Origin of the sequence: Pseudohalocynthiibacter aestuariivivens (assembly GCF_018457175.1) — a bacterium.
GTDB classification, from domain to species: Bacteria; Pseudomonadota; Alphaproteobacteria; order Rhodobacterales; family Rhodobacteraceae; genus Pseudohalocynthiibacter; species Pseudohalocynthiibacter aestuariivivens.
On sequence record NZ_JAGFNU010000012.1, the window covers coordinates 1 to 26,406 of the forward strand.

22 protein-coding genes and 1 tRNA gene are annotated in these 26,406 nt (G+C 54.1%); 8 read left to right on the plus strand and 15 right to left on the minus strand.

Annotated elements, in window-relative coordinates; all coding sequences use genetic code 11:
* Positions 1 to 349: 349 nt before the first annotated feature.
* The gene (locus J4E70_RS15365) at positions 350 to 1,474 is read right to left on the minus strand and encodes an NAD(P)/FAD-dependent oxidoreductase (protein ID WP_213890537.1); all 1,125 of its coding nucleotides are present in this window, start codon (positions 1,472 to 1,474) and stop codon (positions 350 to 352) included.
* Complete coding sequence (locus tag J4E70_RS15370) at positions 1,474 to 1,722, minus strand: hypothetical protein (RefSeq protein WP_213890538.1); 249 nt, start codon at positions 1,720 to 1,722, stop codon at positions 1,474 to 1,476. Before J4E70_RS15370 ends, J4E70_RS15365 begins: the two co-directional genes overlap by 1 nt.
* A 714-nt stretch (positions 1,723 to 2,436) precedes the next feature.
* Here J4E70_RS15370 and gtdA point away from each other — a divergent pair.
* On the plus strand, positions 2,437 to 3,486 hold the full coding sequence (gene gtdA / locus J4E70_RS15375) for a gentisate 1,2-dioxygenase (RefSeq protein WP_213890539.1): 1,050 nt from the start codon (positions 2,437 to 2,439) through the stop codon (positions 3,484 to 3,486).
* Positions 3,487 to 3,894: 408 nt separating this feature from the next.
* Here gtdA and J4E70_RS15380 read toward each other — a convergent pair whose 3' ends face one another.
* The 3 genes from J4E70_RS15380 to J4E70_RS15390 all read right to left on the minus strand — a co-directional run bounded on the left by J4E70_RS15380 (position 3,895) and on the right by J4E70_RS15390 (position 7,021).
* Positions 3,895 to 4,797, minus strand: coding sequence for an N-acyl homoserine lactonase family protein (locus J4E70_RS15380; RefSeq protein WP_213890540.1), 903 nt, complete (start codon positions 4,795 to 4,797; stop codon positions 3,895 to 3,897).
* A gap of 651 nt (positions 4,798 to 5,448) precedes the next feature.
* Positions 5,449 to 6,483: an IS110 family RNA-guided transposase gene (locus J4E70_RS15385; protein WP_213890630.1), complete on the minus strand. Its 1,035-nt coding sequence runs from the start codon at positions 6,481 to 6,483 to the stop codon at positions 5,449 to 5,451.
* A 464-nt stretch (positions 6,484 to 6,947) separates the two neighbouring features.
* Positions 6,948 to 7,021 (minus strand) — tRNA-Cys (locus J4E70_RS15390).
* 128 nt (positions 7,022 to 7,149) lie between these two features.
* Between J4E70_RS15390 and J4E70_RS15395 the strand changes: the two genes are divergently transcribed.
* The 3 genes from J4E70_RS15395 to J4E70_RS15405 all read left to right on the plus strand — a co-directional run bounded on the left by J4E70_RS15395 (position 7,150) and on the right by J4E70_RS15405 (position 10,518).
* Entirely contained in the window at positions 7,150 to 7,803 is a 654-nt protein-coding gene (locus J4E70_RS15395; RefSeq protein ID WP_213890541.1) for a protein-L-isoaspartate O-methyltransferase family protein, read from the plus strand.
* A 41-nt stretch (positions 7,804 to 7,844) separates the two neighbouring features.
* Entirely contained in the window at positions 7,845 to 9,221 is a 1,377-nt protein-coding gene (locus tag J4E70_RS15400; RefSeq protein WP_213890542.1) for a TolC family outer membrane protein, read from the plus strand.
* Positions 9,222 to 9,306: 85 nt separating this feature from the next.
* On the plus strand, positions 9,307 to 10,518 hold the full coding sequence (locus tag J4E70_RS15405; protein WP_213890543.1) for a putative sodium/potassium/calcium exchanger: 1,212 nt from the start codon (positions 9,307 to 9,309) through the stop codon (positions 10,516 to 10,518).
* Here J4E70_RS15405 and J4E70_RS15410 read toward each other — a convergent pair.
* Entirely contained in the window at positions 10,515 to 11,966 is a 1,452-nt protein-coding gene (locus J4E70_RS15410; RefSeq protein WP_213890544.1) for a cobyric acid synthase, read from the minus strand. The two genes, J4E70_RS15405 and J4E70_RS15410, sit on opposite strands and share 4 nt — an antisense overlap.
* 237 nt (positions 11,967 to 12,203) lie before the next feature.
* Positions 12,204 to 12,518: a DUF6280 family protein gene (locus tag J4E70_RS15415; RefSeq protein ID WP_213890545.1), complete on the minus strand. Its 315-nt coding sequence runs from the start codon at positions 12,516 to 12,518 to the stop codon at positions 12,204 to 12,206.
* Between the two features lie 218 nt (positions 12,519 to 12,736).
* Here J4E70_RS15415 and efp point away from each other — a divergent pair, with 218 nt between their 5' ends.
* The gene (gene efp, locus J4E70_RS15420) at positions 12,737 to 13,300 is read left to right on the plus strand and encodes an elongation factor P (RefSeq protein ID WP_213890546.1); all 564 of its coding nucleotides are present in this window, start codon (positions 12,737 to 12,739) and stop codon (positions 13,298 to 13,300) included.
* A gap of 94 nt (positions 13,301 to 13,394) precedes the next feature.
* Here the strand turns inward: efp and nadC are convergent, their stop codons facing one another.
* From nadC to ygfZ, 4 genes are all read right to left on the minus strand, one after another.
* Positions 13,395 to 14,249, minus strand: coding sequence for a carboxylating nicotinate-nucleotide diphosphorylase (nadC, locus tag J4E70_RS15425; RefSeq protein WP_213890547.1), 855 nt, complete (start codon positions 14,247 to 14,249; stop codon positions 13,395 to 13,397).
* A complete protein-coding gene (locus tag J4E70_RS15430; protein WP_377608355.1) occupies positions 14,246 to 15,826 on the minus strand; it encodes an L-aspartate oxidase in 1,581 nt (526 codons plus the stop codon). The genes nadC and J4E70_RS15430 overlap by 4 nt, the downstream gene beginning before the upstream one ends.
* Positions 15,827 to 15,836: 10 nt before the next feature.
* Complete coding sequence (gene nadA, locus J4E70_RS15435) at positions 15,837 to 16,886, minus strand: quinolinate synthase NadA (RefSeq protein WP_213890548.1); 1,050 nt, start codon at positions 16,884 to 16,886, stop codon at positions 15,837 to 15,839.
* A 182-nt stretch (positions 16,887 to 17,068) separates the two neighbouring features.
* Complete coding sequence (ygfZ, locus tag J4E70_RS15440) at positions 17,069 to 17,818, minus strand: CAF17-like 4Fe-4S cluster assembly/insertion protein YgfZ (protein ID WP_213890549.1); 750 nt, start codon at positions 17,816 to 17,818, stop codon at positions 17,069 to 17,071.
* 57 nt (positions 17,819 to 17,875) lie between these two features.
* On the opposite strand from ygfZ, the gene J4E70_RS15445 reads away from it, so the two are divergent.
* Positions 17,876 to 18,559, plus strand: a complete 684-nt coding sequence (locus J4E70_RS15445; protein WP_213890550.1) for a TIGR04283 family arsenosugar biosynthesis glycosyltransferase — start codon at positions 17,876 to 17,878, stop codon at positions 18,557 to 18,559.
* 16 nt (positions 18,560 to 18,575) lie between these two features.
* On the opposite strand, the gene J4E70_RS15450 is transcribed toward J4E70_RS15445, so the two are convergent.
* Positions 18,576 to 20,357, minus strand: coding sequence for an ABC transporter ATP-binding protein (locus tag J4E70_RS15450; RefSeq protein ID WP_343229469.1), 1,782 nt, complete (start codon positions 20,355 to 20,357; stop codon positions 18,576 to 18,578).
* 132 nt (positions 20,358 to 20,489) lie between these two features.
* Between J4E70_RS15450 and J4E70_RS15455 the strand changes: the two genes are divergently transcribed.
* Positions 20,490 to 21,689, plus strand: coding sequence for a pyridoxal-phosphate-dependent aminotransferase family protein (locus J4E70_RS15455; RefSeq protein ID WP_213890551.1), 1,200 nt, complete (start codon positions 20,490 to 20,492; stop codon positions 21,687 to 21,689).
* A 3-nt stretch (positions 21,690 to 21,692) separates the two neighbouring features.
* On the opposite strand, the gene J4E70_RS15460 is transcribed toward J4E70_RS15455, so the two are convergent.
* Both J4E70_RS15460 and J4E70_RS15465 read right to left on the minus strand, forming a co-directional pair.
* Positions 21,693 to 21,860: a hypothetical protein gene (locus tag J4E70_RS15460; protein ID WP_213890552.1), complete on the minus strand. Its 168-nt coding sequence runs from the start codon at positions 21,858 to 21,860 to the stop codon at positions 21,693 to 21,695.
* Between the two features lie 67 nt (positions 21,861 to 21,927).
* Positions 21,928 to 23,034: a pyridoxal phosphate-dependent aminotransferase gene (locus J4E70_RS15465; RefSeq protein ID WP_213890553.1), complete on the minus strand. Its 1,107-nt coding sequence runs from the start codon at positions 23,032 to 23,034 to the stop codon at positions 21,928 to 21,930.
* Between the two features lie 97 nt (positions 23,035 to 23,131).
* Here J4E70_RS15465 and J4E70_RS15470 point away from each other — a divergent pair, with 97 nt between their 5' ends.
* On the plus strand, positions 23,132 to 23,293 hold the full coding sequence (locus J4E70_RS15470) for a Tat pathway signal protein (protein ID WP_213890554.1): 162 nt from the start codon (positions 23,132 to 23,134) through the stop codon (positions 23,291 to 23,293).
* A gap of 62 nt (positions 23,294 to 23,355) precedes the next feature.
* Here the strand turns inward: J4E70_RS15470 and J4E70_RS15475 are convergent, their stop codons facing one another.
* A complete protein-coding gene (locus J4E70_RS15475; RefSeq protein ID WP_213890555.1) occupies positions 23,356 to 26,334 on the minus strand; it encodes a valine--tRNA ligase in 2,979 nt (992 codons plus the stop codon).
* Between the last annotated feature and the right edge of the window lie 72 nt (positions 26,335 to 26,406).

The following is a 26,406-nucleotide window of genomic DNA, read 5'->3' on the forward strand; positions in this document are numbered from 1 at the left end:
CAACCCCATCATGAGCCCGTCAGCTCGAAGAGAACCAAGGCAACCTCAGACGTCAATTACCCTGCAAATATGAAAAGTGCACATTGACAGATTAGAGAACAAAATAAGCTCAATTTGACCATGCTGCGCCTTGCAGCAAGGTCTGTTGTGCGGGACAAACCTGCCTTTTGCTCACGCAGCTATTGCCGACGCAGAAAATGCTTGTATCCGCAGCGTTGAATTTTCGGAGGCGCAGGGTGTCACCCCTTTGTGGGCATTCGAACGGATAAGAACCGGCGAAAGCCAAACCGTGCTTTCGCTGCAGTCAGGACCGAAAAACGGGCCGCGGACTTTTGGGTTATTGCAATTCCTACTTCCCAAACCACCGCATTTCGCGTTTCTTCGCAAAGGCTTCCTTGTGCTTGCGGCCTTCAATCGATGGGGGGTTATAAATGACCTCCAGCTTCGGCCCGCTAAGGAAATCCGCATCCGCCCAACTGACCCGGCCATCGCCGAATTCGACCTGACACTCTCCGCTGCCCGTGTTGGGCTTGGGCGTGCCGCCTTTAATCTTTGATAGAATACTACTGGCCACTGCACTGGCCTGACTTTCGGCAAACGAACCAGCCTTTGGCAGCCCGGTCTTGGCGATGTCGCCAATCGCATAAACCTTTTCAAAGGCAGTCTGCATTGAGGCGAGGTCAATCGGCACCCAATCCCCTTCGGCCAATGCGCTGTCGAGTACGACTTTTGGCGCAACATGTTTTGGCACGCCCAAGAACAGGTCATACGGCAGCTCTTGACCGTCATCGAGCGTGGCGATGCCCGCCGCGACAGATCGAACCAATGTTTTCAGAAGAACATTCACACCGGCTTCTTCGCAAGCTTCCATCAGAGCATCTGACAGATCGGCTGAAACCGGCGTCAGGATCGAAAGAGGTGAGACCAAGGTAATCTCGCACTCTCCACGCAACCCGCGTTGACGCAGGTAGTTATCCAGCATGAGCGCGCATTCTGTTGGCGCAGGCGGGCATTTGTAGGGAAAGCCACAAATTCCGACCACGGCATGGCCCCGCTTGAAATCAGGTAAGGCCGCGCAGACACGTTCAGCCCCATCGACACTGTAAAAATGCGTACCAATCTCAGCCAGTCCAGGCGTGGCGAAAGGATCGACCTCTGCCCCGAGCGCGACCACCAAATATTCAGCAGTATAAATGCCATTCTCAGTCGTCACCTGACGTGCCTCGGGATCAATGGCCGTAATCGTCTCACGCAACAACCGAACTCCGAGTTTTTCAAAATCCTGGTAGGGATGGCGCACATCGTCCAAGGATTTCTTACCGAATGCGACCTCCAGCTTGGAGAAGCCAAAGACGAAGCTTTCTCCCTTGTCGATGACAGTCACGTCAGCCGCTTCGCCCAACGCATTGGACAGTTGAGTGGCAAGCTCCATGCCGCCGAAACCGGCACCCAAGATTAAAACCCGTGATTTCATTACGTCCCTCCTCTGACCACCTTTGGCACTTCTCCAAGGCAATCGCCGGGACAAGGTGTTTCAACACACCATCGCTTGGCGAAGACCGTTTCAAGAATACGGGATGTCGAAGAATGCTCGGTGAGGCTGCCAATCTCTGTAGGTGGATAATCCGTTGCGTTGACCTTCCTAATAGCACCGTAAATTACTTTGCGGATGCCTTCCGCGTGCTCTTCATGTGCTGTGCAAACTTCTAATCGAGATTCCATGAGGATACCATACAAGCTTTGGTTTCAAAATCGCTGCACGCCGCCTGATTGGCCGGGTTCTCCGCTGCATGGCCGCACCACGAATTTTGCAGATGCCGCATCTTTCGTGCAGCGAGTGCGCGCAGCACGGAAATCGAATTCACAGTATGGGCTCGAAGCGGTAGTTCGCTGCGCGATTTTCCAACGGCTGTACTGCGGGACGAGGTCGTTCGTTGAGCAATATTTCAAATGTCCGGTTCGGTCCCGATTGTTGCCTTTGAGGCTAAGTCAAGAAAGTGCCAAGAAGCGACATTTGCCGTTCTTGATTAACCACCACAACTTGGTACATCGCAATGCCGGGGTAGGAGCCGTCCACAGCATCAGGCGCGGACATCTTTCCATCGAACTCCAGTGCTAAAATTTTGCCTTCTTGTTGGAATTTGACAGACGTTCCACAGAGTCCAGCAGCACCGCCAGGGCCAGCACACTCGGCCACTCTTCGCGGCCGGCACGCACCTTCGCAAGAGGGCTGGAGACAGAAATTGCTTGGAAAGTCACCTTTGGCGGCTGTAACCTCGTGGAAGGAACGTCAAATGGGGAATGTCGGATCTATCACCCGAACTACGCCAAGGCGGCGGTCCGCAACCAAGTTATGTCCGGCATGTCGCCCGAGGACTGGTACAACCTTCGTGGATCTATGGTGGCAACGGCCTGAGCAACTGAGGAGGAAGCCCCATGTCCCTGACAAGCAAGCCCGAGGAGACGCCGGAGCGGCTGGCGTTCTACGCCAAGATCGACAAGCAGGCCTTCACTCCGCTTTGGGCGGTGATGTCCGACATCATCACGCCGGAGCCGAAGAGCGGCTGCCGCGCGCATCTGTGGAAGTTCGACGCCGCAAGGGAACACCTGATGGAGGCGAGCGGGCTGATCACCGCCAAGGAGGCAGAGCGGCGGGTGCTGATCCTGGAGAATCCGGGGCTGCGCGGGTTGTCGAAGATCACCACCTCGCTCTATGCAGGGTTGCAACTAGTAATGCCGGGCGAGGTCGCGCCGGCCCATCGGCACAGCCAGTCGGCGTTGCGCTTCGTGCTGGATGGATCGGGCGCCCACACCGCGGTGAACGGCGAGCGGACGATGATGAAGTATGGCGATTTCGTCATCACCCCGCCGACCGCCTGGCACGATCACGGCAACCAGACCGAGGCGCCGATGATCTGGCTCGACGGCCTCGACATCCCCATCGTCAGCCATTTCGACGCCTCGTTCGCCGAGGGCTACGGCGACGACGAACAGCCGGTGAGCCGGGAAACCGGGGACAGCCTGGCGCGCTATGGTGCCAACATGCTGCCGGTGGATTACAAACAGGAGAAGCTGGCCTCGCCGATCTTCAACTATCCCTATGCGCGGTCGCGCGAGGCACTGGAGCGTATGAAGGCGCAGGGCGAATGGGACCCCTGCCACGGGCTGAAGATGCGCTATGTGAACCCGGTCGACGGCGGACACGCGATGCCGACCATCGCGGCCTTCCTGCAATTGCTGCCGAAGGGGTTCAAATCGGCCGCCTACCGGTCCACGGACGCGACGATCTATGTCTGCGTCGAGGGCGGGGGGCGGACCACCATCGGCGGCGAGAAGTTCGAGTGGGGGCCGAAGGATATCTTCGTCGCGCCGAGCTGGGCCTGGGTCACCCATGAGGCGGAGGGCGAGTCGGTGCTGTTCAGCTATTCCGACCGTGTGGCGCAGGAGAAGCTGGGTCTGTTCCGGCAGGATCGCGGCAACCATTGAAGTGGAAGATGTGGGATACTGGGCCAGACCCGTCATTGGGACCCTGATCTGTGACAAGCTCGTTGGCGTCAGATGATATTCTTTGGCCGCCGATGGGCACAAAATTCATCTGACTGGCTTCCCTTCAGGCCCTTCTCCAGATGTCCGGGTAGGGTCAGGAATACGCGTAGAGCGCACTCACCGAACGTCCGGATTGCCCCTGTGGATTCAACGGATGGTCGCAACACTTTAATCTTTTTGGAAAGATGGAGTGTTGATGATGAAGCGACCGAGAAGCGGGACTATCCGGACCTATGCGATTGCAGCGGATGAGCGAGAGGCTCGCACCTAGCGGCGGAACCCAGAGCCAAAGGCAGCTTCGCTTAAGTGCCGCGGCAATTGGCATTCGACTTCCCCCCGAAGGCCTAATTACGGGGAGCGGCCCATGGCGCTTGCAATGGTCTCGGCGGCACTGAAGTCGTGTGAGGCGGCGATTTTGAGATCTGGCAGACGTTCCTTGAGCCGACGGACCTTGGCGAAGGATGCCAGGAGTGACTCTCGGTCGCCGACGCCAGGAACGACGTTGTCTTCTAGAAGTGTCGTTTCGTAAGTCAAATCCGCGACCAGCAGAATTGGATCCCATCCGTCTTGGCGGATCAACATGGATATCGAACCTGGAGTGTGCCCGGGCGTCGGCAGTAGGATCATCGATCCGTCGCCTGCCACATCGTAAACTCCGTCAAACTCGCTAAACAACGGGTCGTCTGTTGGCTCGAAGGTAATCTGCGTCCATTTCGCCGACGGTATTTCGATGTGTTCGCGGAGGATCCATTCACGTTCCGGGTTGGGTTCGGACAGGATCGCCCATTCGCGTGCACTGACCAGCAAGTAGGCCTGCGGAAACTGCGCAATTCCGCCAACGTGATCGAAGTGCAGATGCGAAATCACCGCCGTCCGGATATCGCCCGCCGCCACACCGGCTCTTTCGAGAACATGGTCGGCCCTGTCTTGCTCGGTGACGTTGAACTTGAAGATCCGCCACAACAAGAAGCGCCCGATGGCTTGCTTGATGTATCCCGGATCAGTGACAACGGCTGGATCTATTCCAGTATCGAAAAGTATCGGGCCGTCACGGTGCTCGATCAGAAAGAACTGGAGCGGAAGGGGAACCCAACTCCTGCCAAAAAAGACCCAAAAAAGCTTTGGTAATTTACTTCCGTAGCGGTGTTCCTTGTGTTGCTCTGCGTCGCCTGACCTCAACACGCTCACGGAGTTTATGGGCTTTTCGGTGCTGACCGATTCGCTCGAGGTATCTGTTTCAATGGCAGCCATAAAAACTACTCCAGAAGACCAGGTGTTGCGAAAGCGGGCGGCCCGCCGCGTAGGCGCGTTTGCTTACAAAAGGCTAGCTTGAGAATTGCCGAGGCACGTTGACGTGGATCAAGCTGAGGCCCGCCGATTGGGTGCTCTCCAACTTTAGCCTGGTGCCTCATTCACGTTTTAGACTGGCCAGTCCCGGAGTCGGCCAAGGCCCACTTTGTCCCGCGGCCTGTGCATTGACCGGTCGAACCACGCTGCGCCCATCATGAATGACCGGTAATTGCTCAGTGGTGCGGCATTGTGATTTCGGCACCCGCACGGTCATCATCTCCGCGAGCGCGCCTAGCGAGGATTCGATAGGTCTCCTATGGGCTCAAAGCGGTAGTTCGCTGCGAACTGCGTGAATGTCTGCTTCTCTAATTGGGTGTTTGGGTCAAGCTCGTTTTCCTTCTTTCTTTTGGGTTTTTGTCGCTCATCCGGGTCACGCTTCTCTTCGCAGTCTGGTTGATGCTGTGATTGCACCGCTGCACGCATATGTCGGATTGGCAGTGGAGAGCCCCGCTCTGAGACGCGCTTCTAATTGCGCAGCAGACATTTTCGGCTTCATCCACGAACCTCGTCCGGTGAGGACGACCCCGTTAGGTTGGGTGGTCGGCTTTTAGATCATGCCATGCCTCCCACTTGTTCCTGACGGAATTCCGTGCCGTCGATCCACATACGATGCAGTAAGACAGCCAACTTGCGTGCAACAGCGACAACAGCTCTGCGGCGACCTTTGGTGCGCATCAGCCGCATGCCCCAGGACTTGATCCGCGATCCTGCCATTGTTCGCATAAGCAATGCATTTGCAGCAGCATATAGCGTCGCGCGGACATCTCGGTCACCTGCTTTCGATATACGACCTGGATTATCGTGCTCCCCTGACTGGTATCGTCGTGGTGTAAGTCCAAAATGCGCTGCAACAGTGCGGGACCGTTTGAACCGTGTGGGATCATCAATGGCGCCCTTAAAGGTCAATGCCGCAATGGGGCCAACCCCGGGAACCGTCATCAATCTCATGCAGACCTCATCGTGGCTTGCCGCACGTTTGACTCGTCGATCCAGTTCCAAAAAATGCTGATTAAGCACCACCCTTGCGTCGAGCAGGGGCACCAGGGCATGTGCGAGAACATCATCCATCTCGATCATAGGTCGGACGACACCATCAAAGCTGCCATGCTTGACGGTTTTGGGTAGACGAATGCCAAATATCTTCAGCAATCCGCGAGCTTCATTGGCCAAATCCATCGTCTTCTTGAGCAGTGCCTTGCGCGTACTCAGCAACGCACGAAGGCCATGGGCTTCGCGGCTCTTCATATGAACAGGACTGAACCAGCCGGTACGCAGAACCTGAGCGATGCCCCGTGCATCGTTTTTGTCGGTTTTGTTTCTCATCGCTGACAGGGCAGCGTTCACCTGCCGGGCTTCCATACAAACGACATCAAAGTTTGCTGCCTTCAGTCCAAAGTAAAGATGTTGGCTCATCGTTCCGGCTTCAAAGCCAACGCGTTCTATCGGATATTGAAAATGAGAAAGACACTCTGCGATGTCATCAACCTCGCAGGCCAGCTCACGTTCAAGGACAACCTTGCCCCTCGTATCGACGACGCAAAGAGCGCATGACCGCAGCGATACATCCAGTCCAACAAAATATTCCATCATCTATCTCCCTTGTTCACAGCAATCCTGTGATCCTATCGGGAGCTCGACCTCAGAACAGAGGTCGCCCAATTACGCATGCTCTGGGCAATAAAGCAGCAATGGGAGTTGGGTTAGCAGCTCAGCCACGAGAGGATTTTATTTTCAAAAGCCGATTAATTCACAGGTGCTTATTGACCATGCTGATACAGTGGATTATGCACTGCTGAGCACGAGCGGGCGTTGTGTAGTGGTAAGACCTTAGCCTTCCAAGCTCGTGTTATCTTGGAAGTATTTGAACTGCCAAGTGAAATTTTCTGCCGACAAATCACCTACAAATAAACGACTAACAGCGCTTTTGGGAGTAGCATTTCCCAACTTGCACCCGTTCGTCGCAACCTGATTCATTTGGGCGGGTAGATGGCATTTTATTTTCAAAGGAATAATGACATATTGTTTAATAACAGTTGTTTAATGTAAGTTTATGGAGGCGAGTACCGGAATCGAACCGGTGTACACGGATTTGCAATCCGCTGCGTCACCACTCCGCCAACTCGCCGAAGGGTAGGGCTTTCTATAGCATGGATTTTTCGAGGTGCAAGGCGCTATCGGGTATCTAGACAGGTTGCTGTTGGATAGGTTCTATGGCAAGACGTTAGCAAGGAAACTAGACGAATGAGTTTAGAAATGAGCAATTATTCTTCACGACGCACAATGATGGTGGATACGCAGGTTCGGCCGTCGGATGTAACGAAATTTCCAATCATAGATGCAATGCTGTCTGTTGCCCGGGAAGCTTTTGTTCCCGACGACATGAAAGAAGCCGCTTATGTTGGCGAAAACTTAGAGCTTGGTGGCGGTCGCGTTATGCTTGAGCCCCGCACACTTGCCAAAATGCTCGACGCTTTGAACATTCAGTCTGATGAACTTGTTCTCGATATCGGTTGTGGTTTGGGCTATTCGGCAGCGGTTATTGCACGTATGGCCGAAGCGGTTGTCGCCGTTGAAGAGAACGAGGGCATGGCTGGTGAAGCGCAGTCCCTCCTTTCATCAAACGGTATCGATAATGCGGCGGTTGTCGAAGCAGCATTAACAGTTGGCGCACCAAAGCACGGCCCTTATGATGTGATTACAATTCAGGGCGGCGTTGCCGAAGTTCCACCAGCGATTCTTGATCAATTGAAAGAAGGCGGCAGACTCTGCGCACTTTTCATGGAAGATGCGCTTGGTGTTGTGCGGGTAGGATATAAAATCGATGGCCAGATAAGCTGGCGGTTTTCCTTTAATGCCTCTGCACCTGTTTTGCCGGGCTTTGAAAAGAAGCGGGTGTTCGCCCTTTGATATTGGTGCGCTGGCGGATTTTCGCGGGTCAGGAGGTCGGTATGTTGCCAAAAGTTAAAGGTCGCCTGTTGTGGTCGGTTGCAGTTGCCATTTCCTTGACGTTGCCTTCTGTTACGGCTGCTGAAACGCTGACTGACGCACTGGTTTCGGCTTATCAAAACAGTGGCTTGCTGGATCAGAACAGGGCTGTTCTTCGTGCCGCCGACGAGGATGTCGCGCAGGCGGTCTCAACCTTGCGCCCGGTCATTAGCTATGCGGGTGGAACAAGCTACAACTCCTCAGATTCAGTTGTCGGTGACAGGCTTTCATCTTCTCTTTCTTTGTCCGCAGATCTGACGCTATATGATTTTGGCCGAAGACAACTTGCCTTGGAGGCGAAAAAAGAAACTGTTCTCGCAACACGTGAAGCGTTGATCGCGATTGAACAGCAAGTGCTTCAGCGAGCAGTGGAAGCTTACATGAACGTACGGCGTGAAGACGAATTTGTTGCGCTGGGCGAAAACAATGTACGTTTGATAACGCAGGAACTGAGGGCCGCCCAAGACCGTTTTGAAGTTGGTGAAGTTACCCGGACAGATGTGGCAATCGCAGAAGCCCGCCTTGCCGCTTCGCGAGCCAACCTTGCTGCTGCGCAGGGCAGTCTTGCACAGGCGCGTGAAGAATATAACGCAGCAATTGGTCGTTATCCGGGTCAGTTGGCACCGCCACCCGCGGCACCCCAAACCGCCGCATCACTCGATAGCGCACGGGCTATCGCGTTGCAGAACCACCCTGATATTCGTGAATCGCAGCGTTTGGTCACTGTTGCGGAACTTAACGTTCAACGCGCACGCACGCAGATGAGCCCGACGCTCAGCCTCGGTGCTGATGCCCAGGTTGATGATGATGGCACCAACACTTCGAGTATCGGCCTCAATTTAGGTGGCATCATATATCAAGGGGGGCAACTTCGCTCTTTGCAACGCTCCGCGATTGCGAACCGCGATGGCAGTCGGGCGCAGTTGCATCTTGCAGGTGACAGAGTTGTTCAGAATGTTGGGAACGCCTGGGCCATTTTGCTTGTGGCGCGCGCGAGCATCGAGGCCACTGACCGGCAGATTACAGCAGCGCGTATTGCTTATCTTGGTACCAAAGAGGAAGCGACGTTAGGCGCACGTACCACGCTTGATGTGCTGGATGCAGAACAGGAACTGCTCGACGCTCAGGCTAATCGCATTTCTGCAGAGACAGATGCGCAGGTCGCGGCATATCAGCTTTTGTCGTCGATGGGATATTTGACAGTCAAACATCTGGGTCTTGGGGTTACGACCTATGATCCGGCAGAATACTACAATGCGGTACGCAATGCGCCTTCACGCCCTCTAAGCGAACAGGGCACACGACTCGATAGCCTGTTACGCAGAACTGGCCGTAACTAGAGTTTTGACGTTAGAATTCACACTATTAGTTGTGCGAAGCTTCACCTGAGGCTACAATCCAAGCGAGGCGTAAGCGGGAAAACCCATGTCAGATCCAGTAACGAATGCTGAAATTGAGGATGTACTTTCCTCTATACGCAGACTTGTAAGCGAAGAAGTTAAGCCTGCGCCGCAGGCCGAAACTGATGCTTTTAGCCAAAAACGCAAAGAACGTGTCCGCAGCAAGCTTGTGCTGACACCGGCTTTTCGGGTGAGTTCAGAAGATAAGTCAGAAGACGATTCTGCTGAAAAAGCGCCAGAAGAAGTGACCGAAGATTCAGGCGCTGAAGTCTCCGAAGATCGTTCTGAAGACAATACAGAGGACGAAACGGTAGAGAATCAGAATCCAGAAAATGTCAGCGAGGATGAACAATCTGAGGAAATGCAGAGCGAATCTGACGATCAGGTTGAAGCCGATGAAGACACAGAGACTGTAGACGAAGCCCTGCAAGAAACAGAAGCAGAGCAAAGCGAAGATCACACTCAAGAAGTCCACGCTGAAGACGCTGCCGAAGAAGTCCACGCTGAAGACGCTGCCGAAGAAGTTGAGGCTGAGGACGCTGCCGTAGAAGCCGAAGCTGAGGACGTTTCCGAAGAAGTCGAGGCCGAGAGCGATACCGAAGAAGCTGAGTCCGAAGCCGAGCAGGATTCTGAAGACACCGCTGTTGCTGCCTTGGTCGCCGAAGACAACGCAGAAGCGCAAGAGGAACCAGAAACGGTTGAAGAATGGGTCGATGCAGAACCTGATGCAGCCGAAATCGTATTCGACCGGGATGCGCTGAGCGCGCTTGAAATGACGATAGCCGAGCTAGAGGCGGCTGTTGGTGGACAGGCTGACGAATGGGAGCCAGATGGTTCGGAACCTGACGAAGAAACCCCGGATGAAGTTCCAGGAATAGCAGCGCGTCTTGTAAACGCGACACCAGAAGATTCGCGCGACGTTAAAGATGAACTTGCTGACGTATCTGAAAACGCAGAGGCACCTGAAAACACTGAGGATTCTGAACAAGACACGGCCGCCGATGAGTCAGAATTTTACGAAGATGATACTCTGAACGAGGAAGCAATGATCGCCGAAAAAGAAGGTTTCTTTGACGAAGAAGATTCTGTCATCGACGAAGAGGCGCTTCGGGATTTGGTCAGCGAAATTGTTCGTCAGGAACTACAGGGCTCGCTCGGGGAACGCATTACACGGAATGTGCGCAAACTGGTACGCCGCGAAATCCACCGCGCGATGGCTGCGCGCGATTTCGATTAAACATCTCTGGCAAGAGCGTACAGCATATCAAGGTCTAGATGGCTTTCCAGATGGTTGGCCAGTGCGTCCAGCGTTGTTTCTACATCAGCGTCGTAAGAAGTATTACCCGCCTCGGCACCAAGTTCGCTCAGGAATGCTGATCGAAAACTGTCAGAGCTGAACAAACCATGCAGATAGCACCCACGCACACGGCCATTTGCGCTGGCTGCCCCTTCTGTGCGTCCGGAAAGGCCTAACCATCCATTTTCGCAGTCCGGGCCTTCTGTGCTTCCAATATGGATTTCATAGCCTTCAATCTTGTCGCCCGTCGTCAGATAAGTCGCTTCGGTCAATGCCAGTCTCTTTTCAGGTTTCATTACGGTCACGACGTCTAGCAACCCAAGGCCAGCATATCGCCCGGCACGTCCTTCGAGACCATCTTCGTCAATGATTTCACGCCCGAGCATTTGGTAGCCGCCACAAATTCCAAGCACATGGCCGCCGCGGCGCACATGTGCCTTGAGGTCAATATCCCATCCTTGTGCACGAAAAAAATCAAGATCAGCGATCGTCGACTTTGAACCGGGGATCAGGATCAGGTCCGCATCTCCTGGCAGTGCACGACCTGCTTCAATCATATCAATGCTGAGGTTTTGTTCCATCGACAACGGGTCGAGATCATCGAAGTTTGCAATGCGCGACAAGCGCGGCACCGCAACCTTGAATGCACCTTTTTCAGTCGATCTGATATCCATCACATCTTCGGCGGGCAGGCGTGAGGCACCCTCGAACCACGGTAAAATGCCGAGCGAAGACCAGTGCGTCCGGCGAATGATTTCGGCCAGCCCATCGTCAAACAAGCTGACATCGCCACGAAACTTGTTGATAAGGAACGCCACAATCCGATCTCGGTCGTCCGCTGGTAAAACTGTGTGGGTCCCGACGATCTGCGCAATGACGCCGCCTCTGTCTATGTCCCCAACCAGCACCACTGGCACATCTGCGGCTTCAGCAAATCCCATATTGGCGATGTCGCCCTTCCGAAGATTGATTTCTGCCGGGCTTCCCGCACCTTCAATCAAGACCAGATCAGCCTCGGCGGCTAACCTGCCAAAGCTTTCAAGTGTTGCGGGTAGAAGGTCATGCTTCACTTTTGCATAGTCACGTGCACGCAGTGTAGACAGGCGCTGACCGCGCAAAATAATCTGAGCGCCAGTTTCGCTTTCCGGCTTTAGTAAAACCGGGTTCATATCTGTGTGGGGCGGCACGCCAGCTGCCAGCGCCTGAAGTGCCTGAGCCCTGCCGATTTCCCCGCCATCAGACGTAACGGCGGCATTGTTCGACATGTTTTGCGGTTTGAATGGGCGCACTTTTAACCCACGCAACGAATAGGCACGCGCCAAGCCAGCAACGATCATCGATTTCCCGACGTTTGATCCAGCCCCCTGAATCATGATTGCTTTGGCCATTTGCGCGACTCCTCCTCATCGTTTCTTACAAGCGACGTTAGTGAGGGGAAAGAGGTGAGTGGTCTGCATTGCGCCGGCACCACGGGCTCTTAATCAAGCAGGCGAGGTTTTAGGTATTAAATCACCCTCTGGAAATGCTTCAGAGAGGTGCGAGCAGCCAGATTTAAAGGTGGCGCCCATGCAAACGAAAAACGCGCCCTGAAATGGGCGCGTCATTCTCAATCAGTCAGAAATGTATTAGGCAGCTTCGGCTTGTTGACTGCGACGTTCACTTTCTTCGCGCGATAGCGCAACAGAGGTGCGAACACCTTTCGAAACAAAATCCATCAACCCGTCAACAACGCGTTCGTTCGGGTCAATCCCGGCACATGACAGAACTTCGCGTCCGTCGCGTGACCTTGCCCAACGTGCAATTTGCTCGGGGCCGTTACCATATTTCTTGTCATCTGCAATGGCATCATCCAGTGCAGCCAGAACCACCGCCGCAAAAAGTTTCTTTGCGCGGTTGCCCTGTTCGTGGTTGAAAGCTGTGCCGTCAACGAAATCAAGCATCTCGTCGTCCTTTTTATTCTTGCTCTTGCATTTTGTGGCGTAGCGTTGAATACGACGAAAACACTGCGATTCGGTATCCCAATTTTGGAATGTCAGCTATGCACTCATTGCATAGCTTTCTTCATGACATACCTTATCTCGTCGTCTTGCAAGCTAACTACCACCAATATATAGGTGCAGCCCAACTCGGATCAAGATTTTCTCAAGGTTTAAACGATATGCCAAAGATCAACGGTAACGAAATTCGTCCAGGCAATGTACTGGAACACAACGATGGTCTCTGGGCGGCTGTAAAGGTGGACCATGTGAAACCCGGTAAGGGTGGCGCGTTTGCTCAAGTTGAAATGAAGAACCTGCGTAATGGGTCCAAACTTAACGAACGTTTTCGTTCTGCCGACAAAGTTGAGCGCGTCCGGCTTGAGCAGAAAGATCAGACGTTCCTTTATGAAAATGACGGTATGCTGGTGTTTATGGATTCCGAAACCTATGAGCAGATCGAATTGCCTGCCGATATTCTGGGGGATCGCCGCCCGTTCCTGCAGGACGGTATGATTGCAGTTATCGAATACCACGAAGACGAAGCGCTAAGCGCAACATTACCGCAAAAGGTAACCTGTAAAATTGTCGAGACGGAGCCCGTCGTAAAAGGCCAGACAGCGGCCAATAGTTTCAAGCCAGCAATTCTGGACAACGGTGTCAAAGTCATGGTGCCACCCTTCGTGGGTCAGGACGAAGATATCATCGTGAACACCGAGACAATGGAATATGCTGAAAGAGCCTGATTTTTGGTTCTGGATTCCGGTAAAATGTGAAATAAAAAGGGCGCCAAGAGCGCCTTTTTTTTGCCCCTCATCACAATAAATCGCCAAGCGGCCTTTAAAAATCCAAACCCAGATCCAGTGTTTGGGCAGAGTGGGTTAGCGCACCGGAAGAAATGTAATCAACGCCTGTCGCGGCAACTTCTGCAATCCGGTCAAGCGTCATGTTGCCCGACGCCTCAGTAGTCAGTTGATCACCAACCATATTGACGGCCTGCGCCAGGGTTGGCGTATCCATATTATCCAGCAACACCACATCCGCACCTTTTGTTGACAACACGTCCTCAAGCTGGCTGAGAGTGTCCACTTCGATCTCTACGCGCATCATATGCGATGCGACTGTTCTGGCACGCTCTAACACGGCTTTGACGCCGCCAGCCGCTGCGATGTGATTGTCTTTTATCAGGATCGCGTCACTTAGCCCAAAGCGATGGTTAAAACCGCCACCGTGCAGCACGGCTTGCTTTTCGACAATTCTGAGGCCCGGTGTCGTTTTACGGGTGCAGGTTACGCGCGTTTTTGTGCCCTTGGTTTCTGCAACAAATCGGGCGGTTAAGCTTGCAATACCTGACAAGCGACCTGCAAAATTAAGTGCAACGCGTTCAGCCATTAAAACTGATGCAGCCTTGCCGCTGATTGTCATCAGCGTATCACCGGGGTCGCAAGCGCTGCCATCCGAAAGCTTGGTTTCTATCTGCAAGGTCGGATCAACGAGACGAAACGCGATTGAGGCGATCTGCATCCCAGACACGATACCCGAGGCACGGGCATTGATCCGGGCTTGATACTCTGTGTCTTCAGGTATGACAGACCTGGTGGTGACGTCGCCGTATTGCCCCAAATCCTCGGTAAGGGCATTTCGGACCAGAGGCTCAAGTATAAGGTCCGGGAGGGTGCTATACGCTATGGTCATTGTGCTTCCTCAAAAATTTTCGTTCGGACTTTCATCGCCTGTTCCAGTGTCACGTGGCTTCGATGCGCCATATCGGGCTTCGCATCGGGAAAATCGTCCCGGAAATGTCCGCCTCGCGATTCCTTTCTCAAGAGTGCGGCCGCAGCGATTAGCGTTGCGGTCGCTGTCATGTTTAGAAACGGCTCGCAGTCTTTATCAGTTGCTTCCAGAGCAGCAATATCCAGCAGGGCCTTCTTCAATCCCGCAGCATTACGCACGACGCCAACATTATCTGTCATTGTTTTACGTAGTTTGGCGACCAGTTCCGGTTTTGGGGCAGTCCCGCCAGTTTTAAATTTGACCGAGATTGCGTCAGCGGCTTTTGCAGGTTCCACGCTTAAGCTGCCAACAATGCTTTCCGCGCAACTGCGCGCGTAAACCAGTGCTTCTAGCAACCCGTTTGATGCCAACCTGTTCGCACCGTGCAAACCTGTAGAGCTTGCCTCACCACAGACCCATAGGTTCCCAAGGCTCGCGCGTCCGTCTGCTGCCGTATCGATACCACCCATATGGTAGTGTGCGGCCGCTGCGACAGGAATAGGCTCTGTCACAGGGTCAATCCCTGCGTCCTCGCAATATTTGGCGACGGCCGGGTACTCCTCAATAATTTTCGCACCTATCGCATCGCGCGTATCCAGCATCGGCCGCATTCCGGCTTGGGTATGCGCAAAGATCGCACGCGCAACGATGTCGCGCGGGGCAAGTTCAGCGTCAGGGTGAACATCAAGCATAAACCGCTTACCGTCTTTGTTGATGAGCGTGGCGCCAGCCCCACGCAGCGCTTCGGTCGCAAGCGGTGCCGGGTCTTTACCCACGTCTAGAGCGGTCGGATGAAACTGAACGAATTCTGTGTCGGCCATCATTGCACCGGCGCGTGCAGCAAAGCCAATAACCTGCCCTCTGATGCGTGGCGGATTGGTCGTGAGCGCGAAAAGCCCACCAGAGCCACCACCGGCAAGCAGATAGGCCAACCCGGAAATGAGAACAGGTCTGGAGGCGTCTTTTGACGAACTCTGTATCCAGATTCCTGTGACATTGCCGTCTTTTACCTCTAAGCGGGTGGCTAGCACGCCTTCCATCACCTGAACCGATGGCGTCTGCTCCACTTCTGCTATCAGAGCTTCCATGATCTCACGGCCCGCCTGATCGCCGTGGACGCGTACAACACGGGCAAAGCTGTGGGCGGCTTCGCGTGACAGAACATATCCACCGTCGTCATCGCGATCAAACGGCGTTCCAAGCTGGGTAAGTGCTGCGATATGCGCACGTGCCTCCTCCGTCACCTGACGCGCGACACGGGCGTCTACTGTCCCGGCACCCGCTTTAACGGTGTCCTCCGCGTGCAGGGCTGCCGTGTCACCTTTGCCCATCGCCGCAGCAACACCACCCTGTGCCCAGGCAGAGCTTGCGCCTTCACCCAAAGTTTCGGGCGAGATCATCAAGACCGGGCGTGGGGTCAGTTTCAGCGCTGCGTAAAGCGCACCGAGACCCGCACCGACGATGATAATCCGGTTGGTGTGGATTGGCGGAGTCACGATCTGTGTCCGCCTATTTTACGAGCGATTTACTAAGGTCAATCATGCGTTCCACAGCGAGCCGCGCTTTTGCAGCGACTTCGGGGTCGACGACCACCTCGTGCTCCATATTGTAGAGCGACCAGAGGATTTTCTCGAGCGTGATCTTTTTCATGAAAGGGCACATATTGCAGGGCTTGGCGAACTCAACCTCTGGCAACTCATCTGCAATATTGGCAGCCATAGAACATTCGGTAACCAGCATTGCCTTTGCGGGTTTGTTTTTGTGAATCCAGTCAACGATGCCGCTGGTCGAACCCGTGAAATCCGCCTCTGCGACAACAGATGGTGTGCATTCAGGGTGCGCAATGACCATGGTATCTGGTTCAAACTCGCGGTAAGCGCGGATGTCCTCGGCTGTATAAAGTTCATGAACGATGCAGCTACCAGCCCACCAGACAATGTTTTTTGTGCTTAGCGCGGCGACGTTCTGTGCCAAAAACTGATCTGGCGTCATGATTACAGTGTCGCCTTCCATTGCCTCGACGATCTGCAATGCGTTGGCAGACGTGCAGCAAATATCAGAGGCGGCTTTCACCTCGGCCGTGGTATTTACATACGAAACAACCGGTGCACCGGGGTATTTCGCGCGCATCTCTGCAACACCTTCGGCGGTGATGGATTCTGCCAGCGAACAGCCCGCCTTTAAATCAGGGATAAGTACTTTCTTGGACGGGTTCAGGATTTTTGAGGTTTCTGCCATGAAATGCACGCCGCATTGCACGATCACGTCGTTTTCGACCTCGGTTGCCTTGATCGCCAATTGCAGGCTGTCACCCACGAAATCCGCAACGCCGTGGTAAATTTCCGGCGTCATGTAGTTATGCGCCAGAATGACAGCGTTACGCTCTTTCTTTAGGCGGTTAATTTCGATCACGTAAGGAGCAAAGATCGCCCAATCCGCGGATGAAACGACACGATCAGTCGTCTCGTAAATGTCTTTTGTTGCCTCAGCTTTTTCAAGGGAAGGCGCCAAGTCGAAATGCTTTGAGAGTGTTTCCCGTACTGATTCTATATCCAACACTGAGGTTTCTCCAAATTAAGAATGAAACGGTGTTTATACGTTCGTTAACGGGAATGCTATGCAGTTATACACAGGGCCTGTTTTAGCCGTCTTGAGTTCGCGCAAGTCGATTGTTTTACATCGTTTCGATTGATCAGGAACCGTGTTTTACACCAGTTTTCCACATCTGAACGGGGGAAATCTCAGGGATAAGTCACCGTAGCATCGCCCGCCAGCATGTTTCCTTTGGCGCGGTCAAATCGCAAAAAGGCAATTGCGCGGTCTCCTGACTGGCTGAAAAGGGTTCCTGCGGGTTTGCCGTCAGCCAAAATAGATGTGCCAACCGGTGCGCTTCCCTTTAGCGTTATAGTTGTTAGCCCTTTACGTAGTTCCGTTTTATGTTTCATCCGCGCTGCGATTTCCTGACCGACATAGCACCCTTTACGGAAATCGACACCGTTCAGACGCTCAAAGCCAGCCTCAAGTACGAATGTATCAGGAGTAAGCTCTATTCCCGTTTCAGGAATGCAATGGGCAACGCGGATCGCAACCCAATCAATCTCTGGTGTGTCGCCGGGTGCGTCAGCGTAATGCCGCCATCCCAGTGCGGCATGGCGCGGATCGGGTAAAGCGCCGTCAGGCGGTGTTCCCAGCCCCCGGGAAACATGCAGAGCCGAAGGCGTGATCGTGACTTGGGCGCGCAAGCGGTACATTGTCAGCCGGCGGATCAGGTCATCAGCCAGAGAGGCGTCAACATCGAGGATGATTGCATCACCTCGCTCGAGCAAAAAGAAATCAGCAAGGTACTTGCCTTGCGGCGTCAACAAAGCTGCATAGACAAGCCCGGAAGAAAGCTTCTCAACGTCATTGGTTACAAGCCCTTGCAGAAAATGAACCCGATCCGGGCCAGAGATTTCAAAGAGTTTACGGTTTTGTGCAGCTTCGCCAGTCATTTTCCAGTCCCCATTCGCATAGGATGTAATATAGGAAGCTCAGGATAAGGAAAGCAGATGCGTGCACCAATAAGTCTTGTAATTCCGACGCTGAATGCCGAACCAGTGCTTGGTGTGACACTTGCGTCACTGATTGAAGGGATTTCAGCGGGACTCATCCGTGAGCTCGTGGTGACCGATGGGGGCTCGTCAGATGAAACCTTGCTCATCGCCCGTGAAGCGGGTGCCGAGATCATTAAAGGAGCGGCGGGGCGCGGCGGGCAGTTGCGTCGTGGTGCCGACGCGGCCAAAGGTGAGTGGTTGCTGTTTTTGCATGCGGACACCCAGCTTTCCGCCGGGTGGTCAGAGATTGTCCAAGAACATATAAAGGCGCACACCGGACCAGCCTCTTTCCAGTTGCAGTTTGATACAACGGGTGTGATGGCGTGGTTTGTTGCGGGATGGGCCAATTTCCGAACACGGTTTTTTGGATTGCCGTATGGCGATCAGGCGCTTCTGATCAGGCGCGAAGATTATGACGCCGTTGGCGGCTATCTTGATATCCCTCTCATGGAAGACGTGGCTCTTGTCCGTGCTTTGCCACAGCGGGTCAGAATCTTGCCAGCGACGGCCAAAACCGGAGCGTCGCGTTACAAGGCCGAGGGGTGGTTGCGGCGTGGTGCGCGCAACCTAATTGTTTTGACCCGATATTTTCTCGGTGTAGACCCCGAAAAATTATCGCAATCTTACAACCGCCGTTAGGAACATCCGGACGTCTTTAGTTGGTTTCAGATTTCACTTGCAATGCATAGAGGTCAGCATAAATGCCGCCACGACCTAAAAGCTCATTATGTGTGCCTTCGTCAACAACACGACCACTATCCATTACAACGATCTTGTCCGCGGATTGAATGGTTGAAAGGCGATGCGCAATCACCAATGTGGTGCGCCCCTTGCTTAAACGGTCAAGTGCTTCCTGAACAGCGGCTTCGGATTGTGCATCCAGTGCCGATGTTGCCTCATCCAGCAACAAGACAGGCGCATCACGCAGCAACGCCCGTGCAATGGCAACGCGCTGGCGTTGACCGCCAGATAAGTTCGAACCGCGTGGTCCCGCGTGTGTTTCCAAACCTTCAGGTAGGTTAGACAGAAAATCAGAAACATGCGCAGCGTCGAGTGCGGTTTTAAGCGTATCTTCGGGTACGTTTTGTTGGCCAAGCAAAATGTTTTCACGGATTGTTTCGTCAAACAGCAGCGTTTCTTGCGAAACAACAGAAAAATGTGCGCGCAAATCGTCAAGGGTAAAACCGCTGATCGCCTGCCCACCAAGTGTAACCTGACCAGACTGTGGCTCCACCAGACGGGTCAGGACATTGAAGATGGTGCTTTTTCCGGCACCTGATGCGCCAATCAGCGCTGTTGTTTTTCCCGCTTCAGCGATGAAGCTCGCGCCATTCAATGCTGGCAGATCACCATAGGAAAGGTGGACATCTTCAAGGCGAAGTTCGGTATTGCCGGGCCTGATCTCTGCAGTTGAATGCGTTGGTTGCAGGATCGAAGGTTTTTCATCAAACAAACGATAGAGTCGTTCCAGGCTGGTTGCCGCGACCTGCCATGTTCCGGCAATACCGCCTAGCCTGCGCAACGGTTGAAAGGTCAGCGACATCGCTGTGAAAAAGCTCATGAACTGACCAACAGATTTTTCGCCGGAAATGATATCTGCGCCGCCAATAACGAGAACACAAAAGAAACCAAGCCCCGTGACAATATCAACCAGGGACGGGATCATTGCGCGGCTCGCTTCGGTTTTGACTGCGGCCAGAACGATCCTGTCAACGATCCTTTCAAATCGTTCCATCTGGTAGCTTTCCATCTGGTTCAGTTTGATCGGATTTATACCGTGAAAAACTTCATCCAGACGGGTGGATCTCAGGCTGGCCTGTTCGCGCATATGCTGTGTTTTGCGGCGGATGTATCGTTGCAAAATACCAACAGGCAGGATCAGCAAAGGTACCGAGATAACTGCAACCAAGGTCCACAACCAGTCTATCGAGAGTGCGACAGCAAACAGCCATGCAAGTGAGAAGAAATCGCGGCCAATGCCTGAAATTACAACGGCCCAGACACCCTGAACAGCCAATGTGTCGCCCTGCACCCGCTCCATCAACGCCCCGGGCGAGTTTTTGTGAAAGAACCCGCTGTCCAGACTAAGCAGGTGGCGTAACAATTCGGTTTGCATTTCGGTCGAAGATTTTTGCGACACGCGGGCAAGCACAGTTTTCTTGATCAGATCGGTAGAGCCGCGCACCGCAAACAGGCCAAAAATGATCCCCCCGATCCACCAGACCGCATCTGCATCTCCGCCAATAAAGACCACATCGAAAAGTGGCTCCAGCATCTTCGCGAGCAATGCAAGGGTGCTACCTTCGACAATCATTAGAAACAGCGCAAGCACCAGCCAGTACTTGTGCTTGACCAGATAATCCCGCCACAGCCGCGAAAATAACCGGCGTGAGGTGTAGGCCTGAGTGTCGGTGGATGTTTTGGGGGTAACGGTCACGGGCTGCCTGTTCTTCCGACCTTTGCCCAGAAGGTCTAGCCCGATCCGTCAAAGCACGCAAGCGGACAGGCCCAATTGACGATTGCTACCTTGGCACATAGGTCTTTGGAAACTGAATCTGGAATTTCAAAAATGACTCTCTCGAATGGACGCCATATTATTGCAGCTCCCGGCCCGTCTATTATGCCGGATCGTGTTTTACAGGCGATGCATCGTGCGGCGCCGAACATATATAGCGGCCCACTTTTAGAGATGGTGGATGGTTTGATTCCCGATCTGAAAACTCTTGCAGGGACCCACCACAAAGCAGCCATTTATATCGCCAATGGACATGGAGCTTGGGAGGCGGCGCTGGCCAACATAGTCGCCCCGGGGGATAAGGTTTTAGCGCCCGCCACGGGCAGGTTTGGCTTTGGCTGGGGCGAAGTTGCGAGCGCCTTGGGTGCCGAGGTGGAAATGATCGACTTTGGCAAATCAGACGCAATGAAGACTGATCAGATAGCCGAGGTGTTGCGGGCGGACAAGGCACATAAGATCAAGGCGGTTCTGGGTACCCATGTCGATACCTCCACATCGATCAAGAACGATATCCCAGCACTGCGTCGTGCGATCGACGCGGCGGGGCACCCTGCTTTGCTTATGGTCGATTGCATCGCGTCTATGGGATGCGACCGGTTTGAAATGGATGCATGGGGCGTCGATGTCGCCGTTACAGCCAGCCAAAAGGGGTTGATGACTCCACCGGGGTTGGGATTCGTCTTCTTTAATGAAAAAGCGGCGGAGAAACGCGCGAGCTTGCCCGCTGTTTCGCCATACTGGGATTGGGTGCCGCGCGCCAACCCGGAAATGTTTTATCAATATTTTCAGGGCACTGCGCCAACGCATCATCTTTTTGGGTTGCGCGAGGCGTTAACGATGATCCTGCATGAAGAGGGGTTAGAGGCTGTTTTGGATCGCCATGCCGTTTTGGCCCGCGCGGTCTGGGCAGCCTTTGACGTCTGGGCGCAATCAGGCCCGGCAAAAATGAACGTGAGCAATCCGGCAGAGCGAAGTAATGCCGTTACAGCGGTACACATCGGGGCGCCAGACGGCACCGCACTGCGGGACTACCTTTCTGGAAATCTTGGCGTGACGCTTGGAATTGGGTTGGGTATGGCCCCCCCGGGTGACCCAAGCTGGCACGGGTATTTCCGTGTCGGTCATATGGGGCATGTGAACGCGCATATGATTTTGGGAACACTAGGGGCGATTGAAGCTGGGATGAAACACCTTGGTATCGCTCACGGCGACGGGGGGCTCGCAGCTGCCGCAAAGATATGCAGTGGTAAGTGAGACTTAGCTGCCGAGGTTAATTCCGATATTCAGAAACGCAGAAAGTGTCAGAGCGGGAATCATCCCGTAGGCGGCCCAAATTGCGATCAGGGCTGAAAACAGAAAAACAAACAAGCTCACCAAAAATGGATTGGTGAAGTCTTCTACAGGTGTGACTGGTCTGTTGTGCATGACATGTCCGGGGCTGGCTAATGTAAGTCTACTGCACCCGGGAATATTTTTCAAAGTCACGATCGTGTTAGCCACGCGCCTCTGTCAGTGCCTTTGGCAATAAAGCCTCAAAAGCGTCCAAATCATCCGGCCTGCCTGCGGATACGCGGATGCACCTGTCTTGGGGTGCCACAAAGGGCATGCGCACGAAAATACCTTGTGAAACAAGCGCGCTTAATACGCGTTTTGCAAAGGTGCCGTCCTGACCACAATCGATTGCAACAAAGTTGGTGGCAGAGGGCAGGGCAGCCAAACCGTTTTGGGCTGCAATCTGGCTTATGCGTTCGCGTCCGTCTGCGACGTTGCGGCATGTCTGTTCAAGGTAAGCCTGATCTGCCAGCGCCGCCAATGCACCCGCCTGGGCTGCGCGGTTCATGCCAAAATGATTGCGAACCTTGTTGAAGGCCGCAATGATCTCTGGTGATCCAACGGCATACCCAACGCGCGCACCTGCCATTCCGTAAGCCTTTGAAAAGGTGCGCATACGGATCACTCTGCTGTCCGTCACATCCCATGCAGGTGCAACACCATCTTCCGCAAGCTCGACATAGGCTTCGTCCAGCACCAGCAAACTGCCTGCGGGGACCCTTTCAATCGCGCTTTGGATGGTTTTGGCGCTATGCCAACTGCCCATCGGGTTGTCCGGATTGGCAAGATAGATCAACTTGGCCCCAACCACTGCGGCTCTTGCAACCAACGCTTCCGGGTCTTCATGATCACCCCTGTAGGGAACGGTCACCAGCGCACCGCCAAAGCCAGCCACATGATAGTTGAACGTTGGATAAGCACCTTCAGACGTAACAACCATGTCACCGGGTCCGACAAACAGCCGGACAAGATAGCCGAGCAATCCGTCAATGCCTTCACCCACCATGATGCATTCAGAAGGAATCCCGTGGTGTGCGGCAAGGGCCGCACGCAAGTCATAACTTTCCGGATCTGCATACATCCAGATTTCGGACGCCGCGCGTTCCATAGCCTTGATTGCGCTGGGCGAGGGGCCAAAAACATTTTCATTCGCGCCTAGCCGGGCGGCAAAGGTGCTGCCACGCGCGCGCTCCTGTGTTTCAGGGCCAACAAACGGCACTGTTGCTGGAAGGCTGGCGGCAAGCGGGGTTAGGCGTTTTTCTGTCATACGTGACGTAAACGTAAATATTGTGCTTGGGCAAGGGGTTGAAACGCGGTGAACAGCTGTTATTTGAGAATAGTTCGCAAATAAGGAACGATATCACATGAAGCTTTCACGGCGTAGCTTTTTGGTCAGTACCGCAGCAGCGGGTGCTATCCGCACACTTCCAACGCTTGCGACCCGTACGGGTGGTCGGCGCATTCTTACGCTGGTCTATGACAAATCCCTTGGGATGATGCGCGCAGTCGAGCGTCTGGTTCCCTAAAGGCACTGTTTTCAGCCAACTGCCATGCTGGTCCAGAAAACAGCCCCCAATTTAAACTCGAATTAAGCCAGTTCTGCCAATCGTTCCAAAGCGGCATTGAGCTTTTCAACCTCTTCTTCGCCCTGTGCCAGACGCGTGCGGCTTTCGTTCACCACCTCTTCGGGCGCTGACGCAACGAATTTCGGGTTGTTCAGACGCCCCTTAAGACCGCCAAGTTCCTTGGCCAGTTTTTCGAGCGATTTTTCGAGCCGCGCCTTTTCCTCACCCACATCAATGATATCGGCAAGCGGCAGCGCAAAGACCCCGCCATCAACTGCGATGGTGATGCAGCCTTTGGGCAGATCAGCGCGTTCTGTCAGGCTGTCGATGCGCGCCATTTTCTCGATCAGCGCCTCGTTGCGCGCCCATGCCCCACGACCGAGGTCATCAAGCGCCTGCTGGATCATCGGAATTTTCAGGCCAGCCGGCACATGCATCTGCGCGCGGGCAGAGCGGATATCCTCAATGAGCCCGATCACCCAGTTCATTTCGCGGTCCGCGTTGGTGTCGACCAATTCTACGGCGGTGTATGTCGGCCAGTCTGCGTGAACCAGCATCTTGGCGCGGTTGCCGGAATTGCCCCAGAGTTCTTCGGTCACATACGGCATAATCGGGTGCAGCAGGATGTAACACTGGTCCAGCACCCAGCCCATGACGGCGCGGGTTTCTGTAAGGATTTCCTCGTCCTCGCTAAAGAACAGCGGCTTTGAAAGCTCGACATACCAGTCGCAGACCTTGCCCCAGACAAAGCTGTAAAGCGCGTTGGCGGCATCGTTGAACCTGTATGCAGACAGTGCAGCGTCCACCTCTTCACGCACCTTGGCGGTTTCACCGATGATCCAGCGGTTGACGGTTTGCTGAGCGGTTGGGATACCATCGGTCACTTCGCGCTCAAAAACACCGTTCATCTCGGCAAAGCGGGTTGCGTTCCAGAGCTTGGTGCCAAAGTTGCGGTAGCCTGCAATTCGCTGCGTCGAAAGCTTCAGGTCACGCCCCATGGCGGCCATTGCCGTCAGGGTAAAGCGCACCGCGTCAGCACCGTATTCGTCGATCAGTTCCAACGGGTCGAGCACGTTGCCGAGAGATTTCGACATCTTCTTGCCCTTTTCGTCGCGCACCAGCGCGTGGACATAGACGGTATCAAAAGGCTTTTGGCCAACAACGGCATATTGCATCATCATCATCCGGGCGACCCAGAAGAAAATGATGTCAAAGCCGGTGATCAACACATTGGTTGGAAAGTATTTTTCAAGCTCCGGAGTCTGCTCAGGCCAGCCAAGTGTACCGATGGGCCAGAGGCCGGAGGAAAACCATGTGTCGAGGACGTCTGGGTCGCGGTAGAGATGCACAATAGATTTGTTGGAAGTATCGACTCCTTTATACTTAAAGTATTGGAGTGCCTCGGATAAATCGTCCAGAAAATATTCGAGTTCGGTCCCTTCGCAGATAAGAGATTGCTCGCCGAAATGTTCGGTTGCCAAAGTTTGAACTTCTTCCCAAGAGCTTCCGCAAAATGCCTCACCTAATGAGTTCGTCTCTGGATCGTAGGCGTACCAAACCGGTATCTGATGTCCCCACCAAAGCTGGCGGCTTATGCACCAGGGTTCGATGTTTTCCAGCCAGTGGAAATATACCTTGCGGTCGCTTTCCGGCAGGATTGTTGTTTCGCCAGACCGGACAGCATCTATCGCGGGCTGAACGATCTCGGCGGTATCAACGAACCACTGGTCGGTCAGCATTGGTTCGATCACGACTTTTGAGCGGTCGCCAAACGGCTGCATGATTGGCTTGTTCTCGACGTGCGGAACAGCCTCGCCCTCGTCATTCGTGACCATCACGGCCAGCCCTTCAGCGGTGATGTCTGCGACAACGCGCTTGCGCGCCTCGAACCGGTCGAGGCTTCGATATTCGTCGGGCACCAGGTTCATCGCGGCGATTTTGCCTTCGTCGAAATCTTCTTCACCGCGCGCGATCCGTTGGGCAATGGCCGCTTCATCCGCATAAGGTTGCCCATCCGCTCGCATGTGGCCTTTGGTGTCCATCAGCGAATACATCGGGATGTTGCCGCGCTTGGCGACCTCGTAGTCGTTAAAGTCATGCGCGCCGGTGATCTTCACCGCACCTGAGCCAAAGTCCGGGTCCGGGTATTCATCGGTGATGATCGGGATCAGGCGGCGGTGTTCTTTTGGCCCAACCGGAATTTCGCAGATTTTTCCAATAATTGACGTGTAACGTTCATCTGATGGATGAACTGCAACCGCGCCATCCCCAAGCATTGTTTCAGGGCGCGTTGTTGCGATAGAGATATAGTCACGCTTTTCTTGAAGCGTGATATTCCCGTCTTCGTCCTTTTCGACGTAGGTATAGGTCTCGCCCCCTGCCAGCGGGTATTTGAAGTGCCACATGTGGCCCGCGACTTCGATGTTTTCGACCTCAAGATCCGAAATCGCCGTTTCAAAATGCGGGTCCCAGTTCACAAGGCGTTTGCCGCGATAGATCAGGCCCTTGTTGTACATATCAACAAAGACCTTTAGCACCGCATCATGGAACCCTTCGTCCATGGTAAACCGGTTACGGGACCAGTCGCAGGACGCGCCAAGGCGTTTTAGCTGGTTGATGATCGTGTCGCCGGATTCTTCTTTCCATTCCCAGACTTTTTCCAGAAAGGCATCGCGGCCCATTTCGCTACGTGATGGCTGTTGGGTTTCCGCCAGTTTGCGTTCCACAACCATTTGCGTCGCGATACCCGCGTGGTCCTGACCCGGTTGCCAAAGCGTGTCGAACCCCCGCATACGGTGCCAGCGCACCAGAATGTCCTGCAGCGTGTTGTTGAACGCGTGCCCCATGTGCAGGCTACCCGTCACATTGGGCGGCGGAATCATGATGCAGAAGGTTTCGGGCCGGGAGGCATTCGCCCCTGCCTCAAAGGCGCCTTCGTTTTCCCATTTTGCATAAAGCCGGGGTTCGGCCTCGGCTGCGTCAAAGGTTTTTTCCATGGCCATGGGGGTCTGGTTCCGCTCTCAATTCAGATTTCGCTCTGCCTTATCGAATGTACCCAGAAAGGGCAACAGAGA

Bases quoted from the DNA above. Each gene is read 5' to 3' on its own strand.
- J4E70_RS15460 (WP_213890552.1), bottom strand. From the start codon at position 21,860: ATGCACAACAGACCAGTCACACCTGTAGAAGACTTCACCAATCCATTT.
- J4E70_RS15405 (WP_213890543.1), top strand. From the start codon at position 9,307: ATGTCAGATCCAGTAACGAATGCTGAAATTGAGGATGTACTTTCCTCT.
- J4E70_RS15380 (WP_213890540.1), bottom strand. From the start codon at position 4,797: ATGGCTGCCATTGAAACAGATACCTCGAGCGAATCGGTCAGCACCGAA.
- J4E70_RS15415 (WP_213890545.1), bottom strand. From the start codon at position 12,518: ATGCTTGATTTCGTTGACGGCACAGCTTTCAACCACGAACAGGGCAAC.
- J4E70_RS15385 (WP_213890630.1), bottom strand. From the start codon at position 6,483: ATGGAATATTTTGTTGGACTGGATGTATCGCTGCGGTCATGCGCTCTT.
- J4E70_RS15400 (WP_213890542.1), top strand. From the start codon at position 7,845: ATGTTGCCAAAAGTTAAAGGTCGCCTGTTGTGGTCGGTTGCAGTTGCC.
- J4E70_RS15365 (WP_213890537.1), bottom strand. From the start codon at position 1,474: ATGAAATCACGGGTTTTAATCTTGGGTGCCGGTTTCGGCGGCATGGAG.
- J4E70_RS15410 (WP_213890544.1), bottom strand. From the start codon at position 11,966: ATGGCCAAAGCAATCATGATTCAGGGGGCTGGATCAAACGTCGGGAAA.
- J4E70_RS15465 (WP_213890553.1), bottom strand. From the start codon at position 23,034: ATGACAGAAAAACGCCTAACCCCGCTTGCCGCCAGCCTTCCAGCAACA.
- nadC (WP_213890547.1), bottom strand. From the start codon at position 14,249: ATGACCATAGCGTATAGCACCCTCCCGGACCTTATACTTGAGCCTCTG.
- J4E70_RS15470 (WP_213890554.1), top strand. From the start codon at position 23,132: ATGAAGCTTTCACGGCGTAGCTTTTTGGTCAGTACCGCAGCAGCGGGT.
- gtdA (WP_213890539.1), top strand. From the start codon at position 2,437: ATGTCCCTGACAAGCAAGCCCGAGGAGACGCCGGAGCGGCTGGCGTTC.
- efp (WP_213890546.1), top strand. From the start codon at position 12,737: ATGCCAAAGATCAACGGTAACGAAATTCGTCCAGGCAATGTACTGGAA.
- J4E70_RS15475 (WP_213890555.1), bottom strand. From the start codon at position 26,334: ATGGCCATGGAAAAAACCTTTGACGCAGCCGAGGCCGAACCCCGGCTT.
- J4E70_RS15370 (WP_213890538.1), bottom strand. From the start codon at position 1,722: ATGGAATCTCGATTAGAAGTTTGCACAGCACATGAAGAGCACGCGGAA.
- ygfZ (WP_213890549.1), bottom strand. From the start codon at position 17,818: ATGACTGGCGAAGCTGCACAAAACCGTAAACTCTTTGAAATCTCTGGC.
- J4E70_RS15455 (WP_213890551.1), top strand. From the start codon at position 20,490: ATGACTCTCTCGAATGGACGCCATATTATTGCAGCTCCCGGCCCGTCT.
- J4E70_RS15395 (WP_213890541.1), top strand. From the start codon at position 7,150: ATGAGCAATTATTCTTCACGACGCACAATGATGGTGGATACGCAGGTT.
- J4E70_RS15445 (WP_213890550.1), top strand. From the start codon at position 17,876: ATGCGTGCACCAATAAGTCTTGTAATTCCGACGCTGAATGCCGAACCA.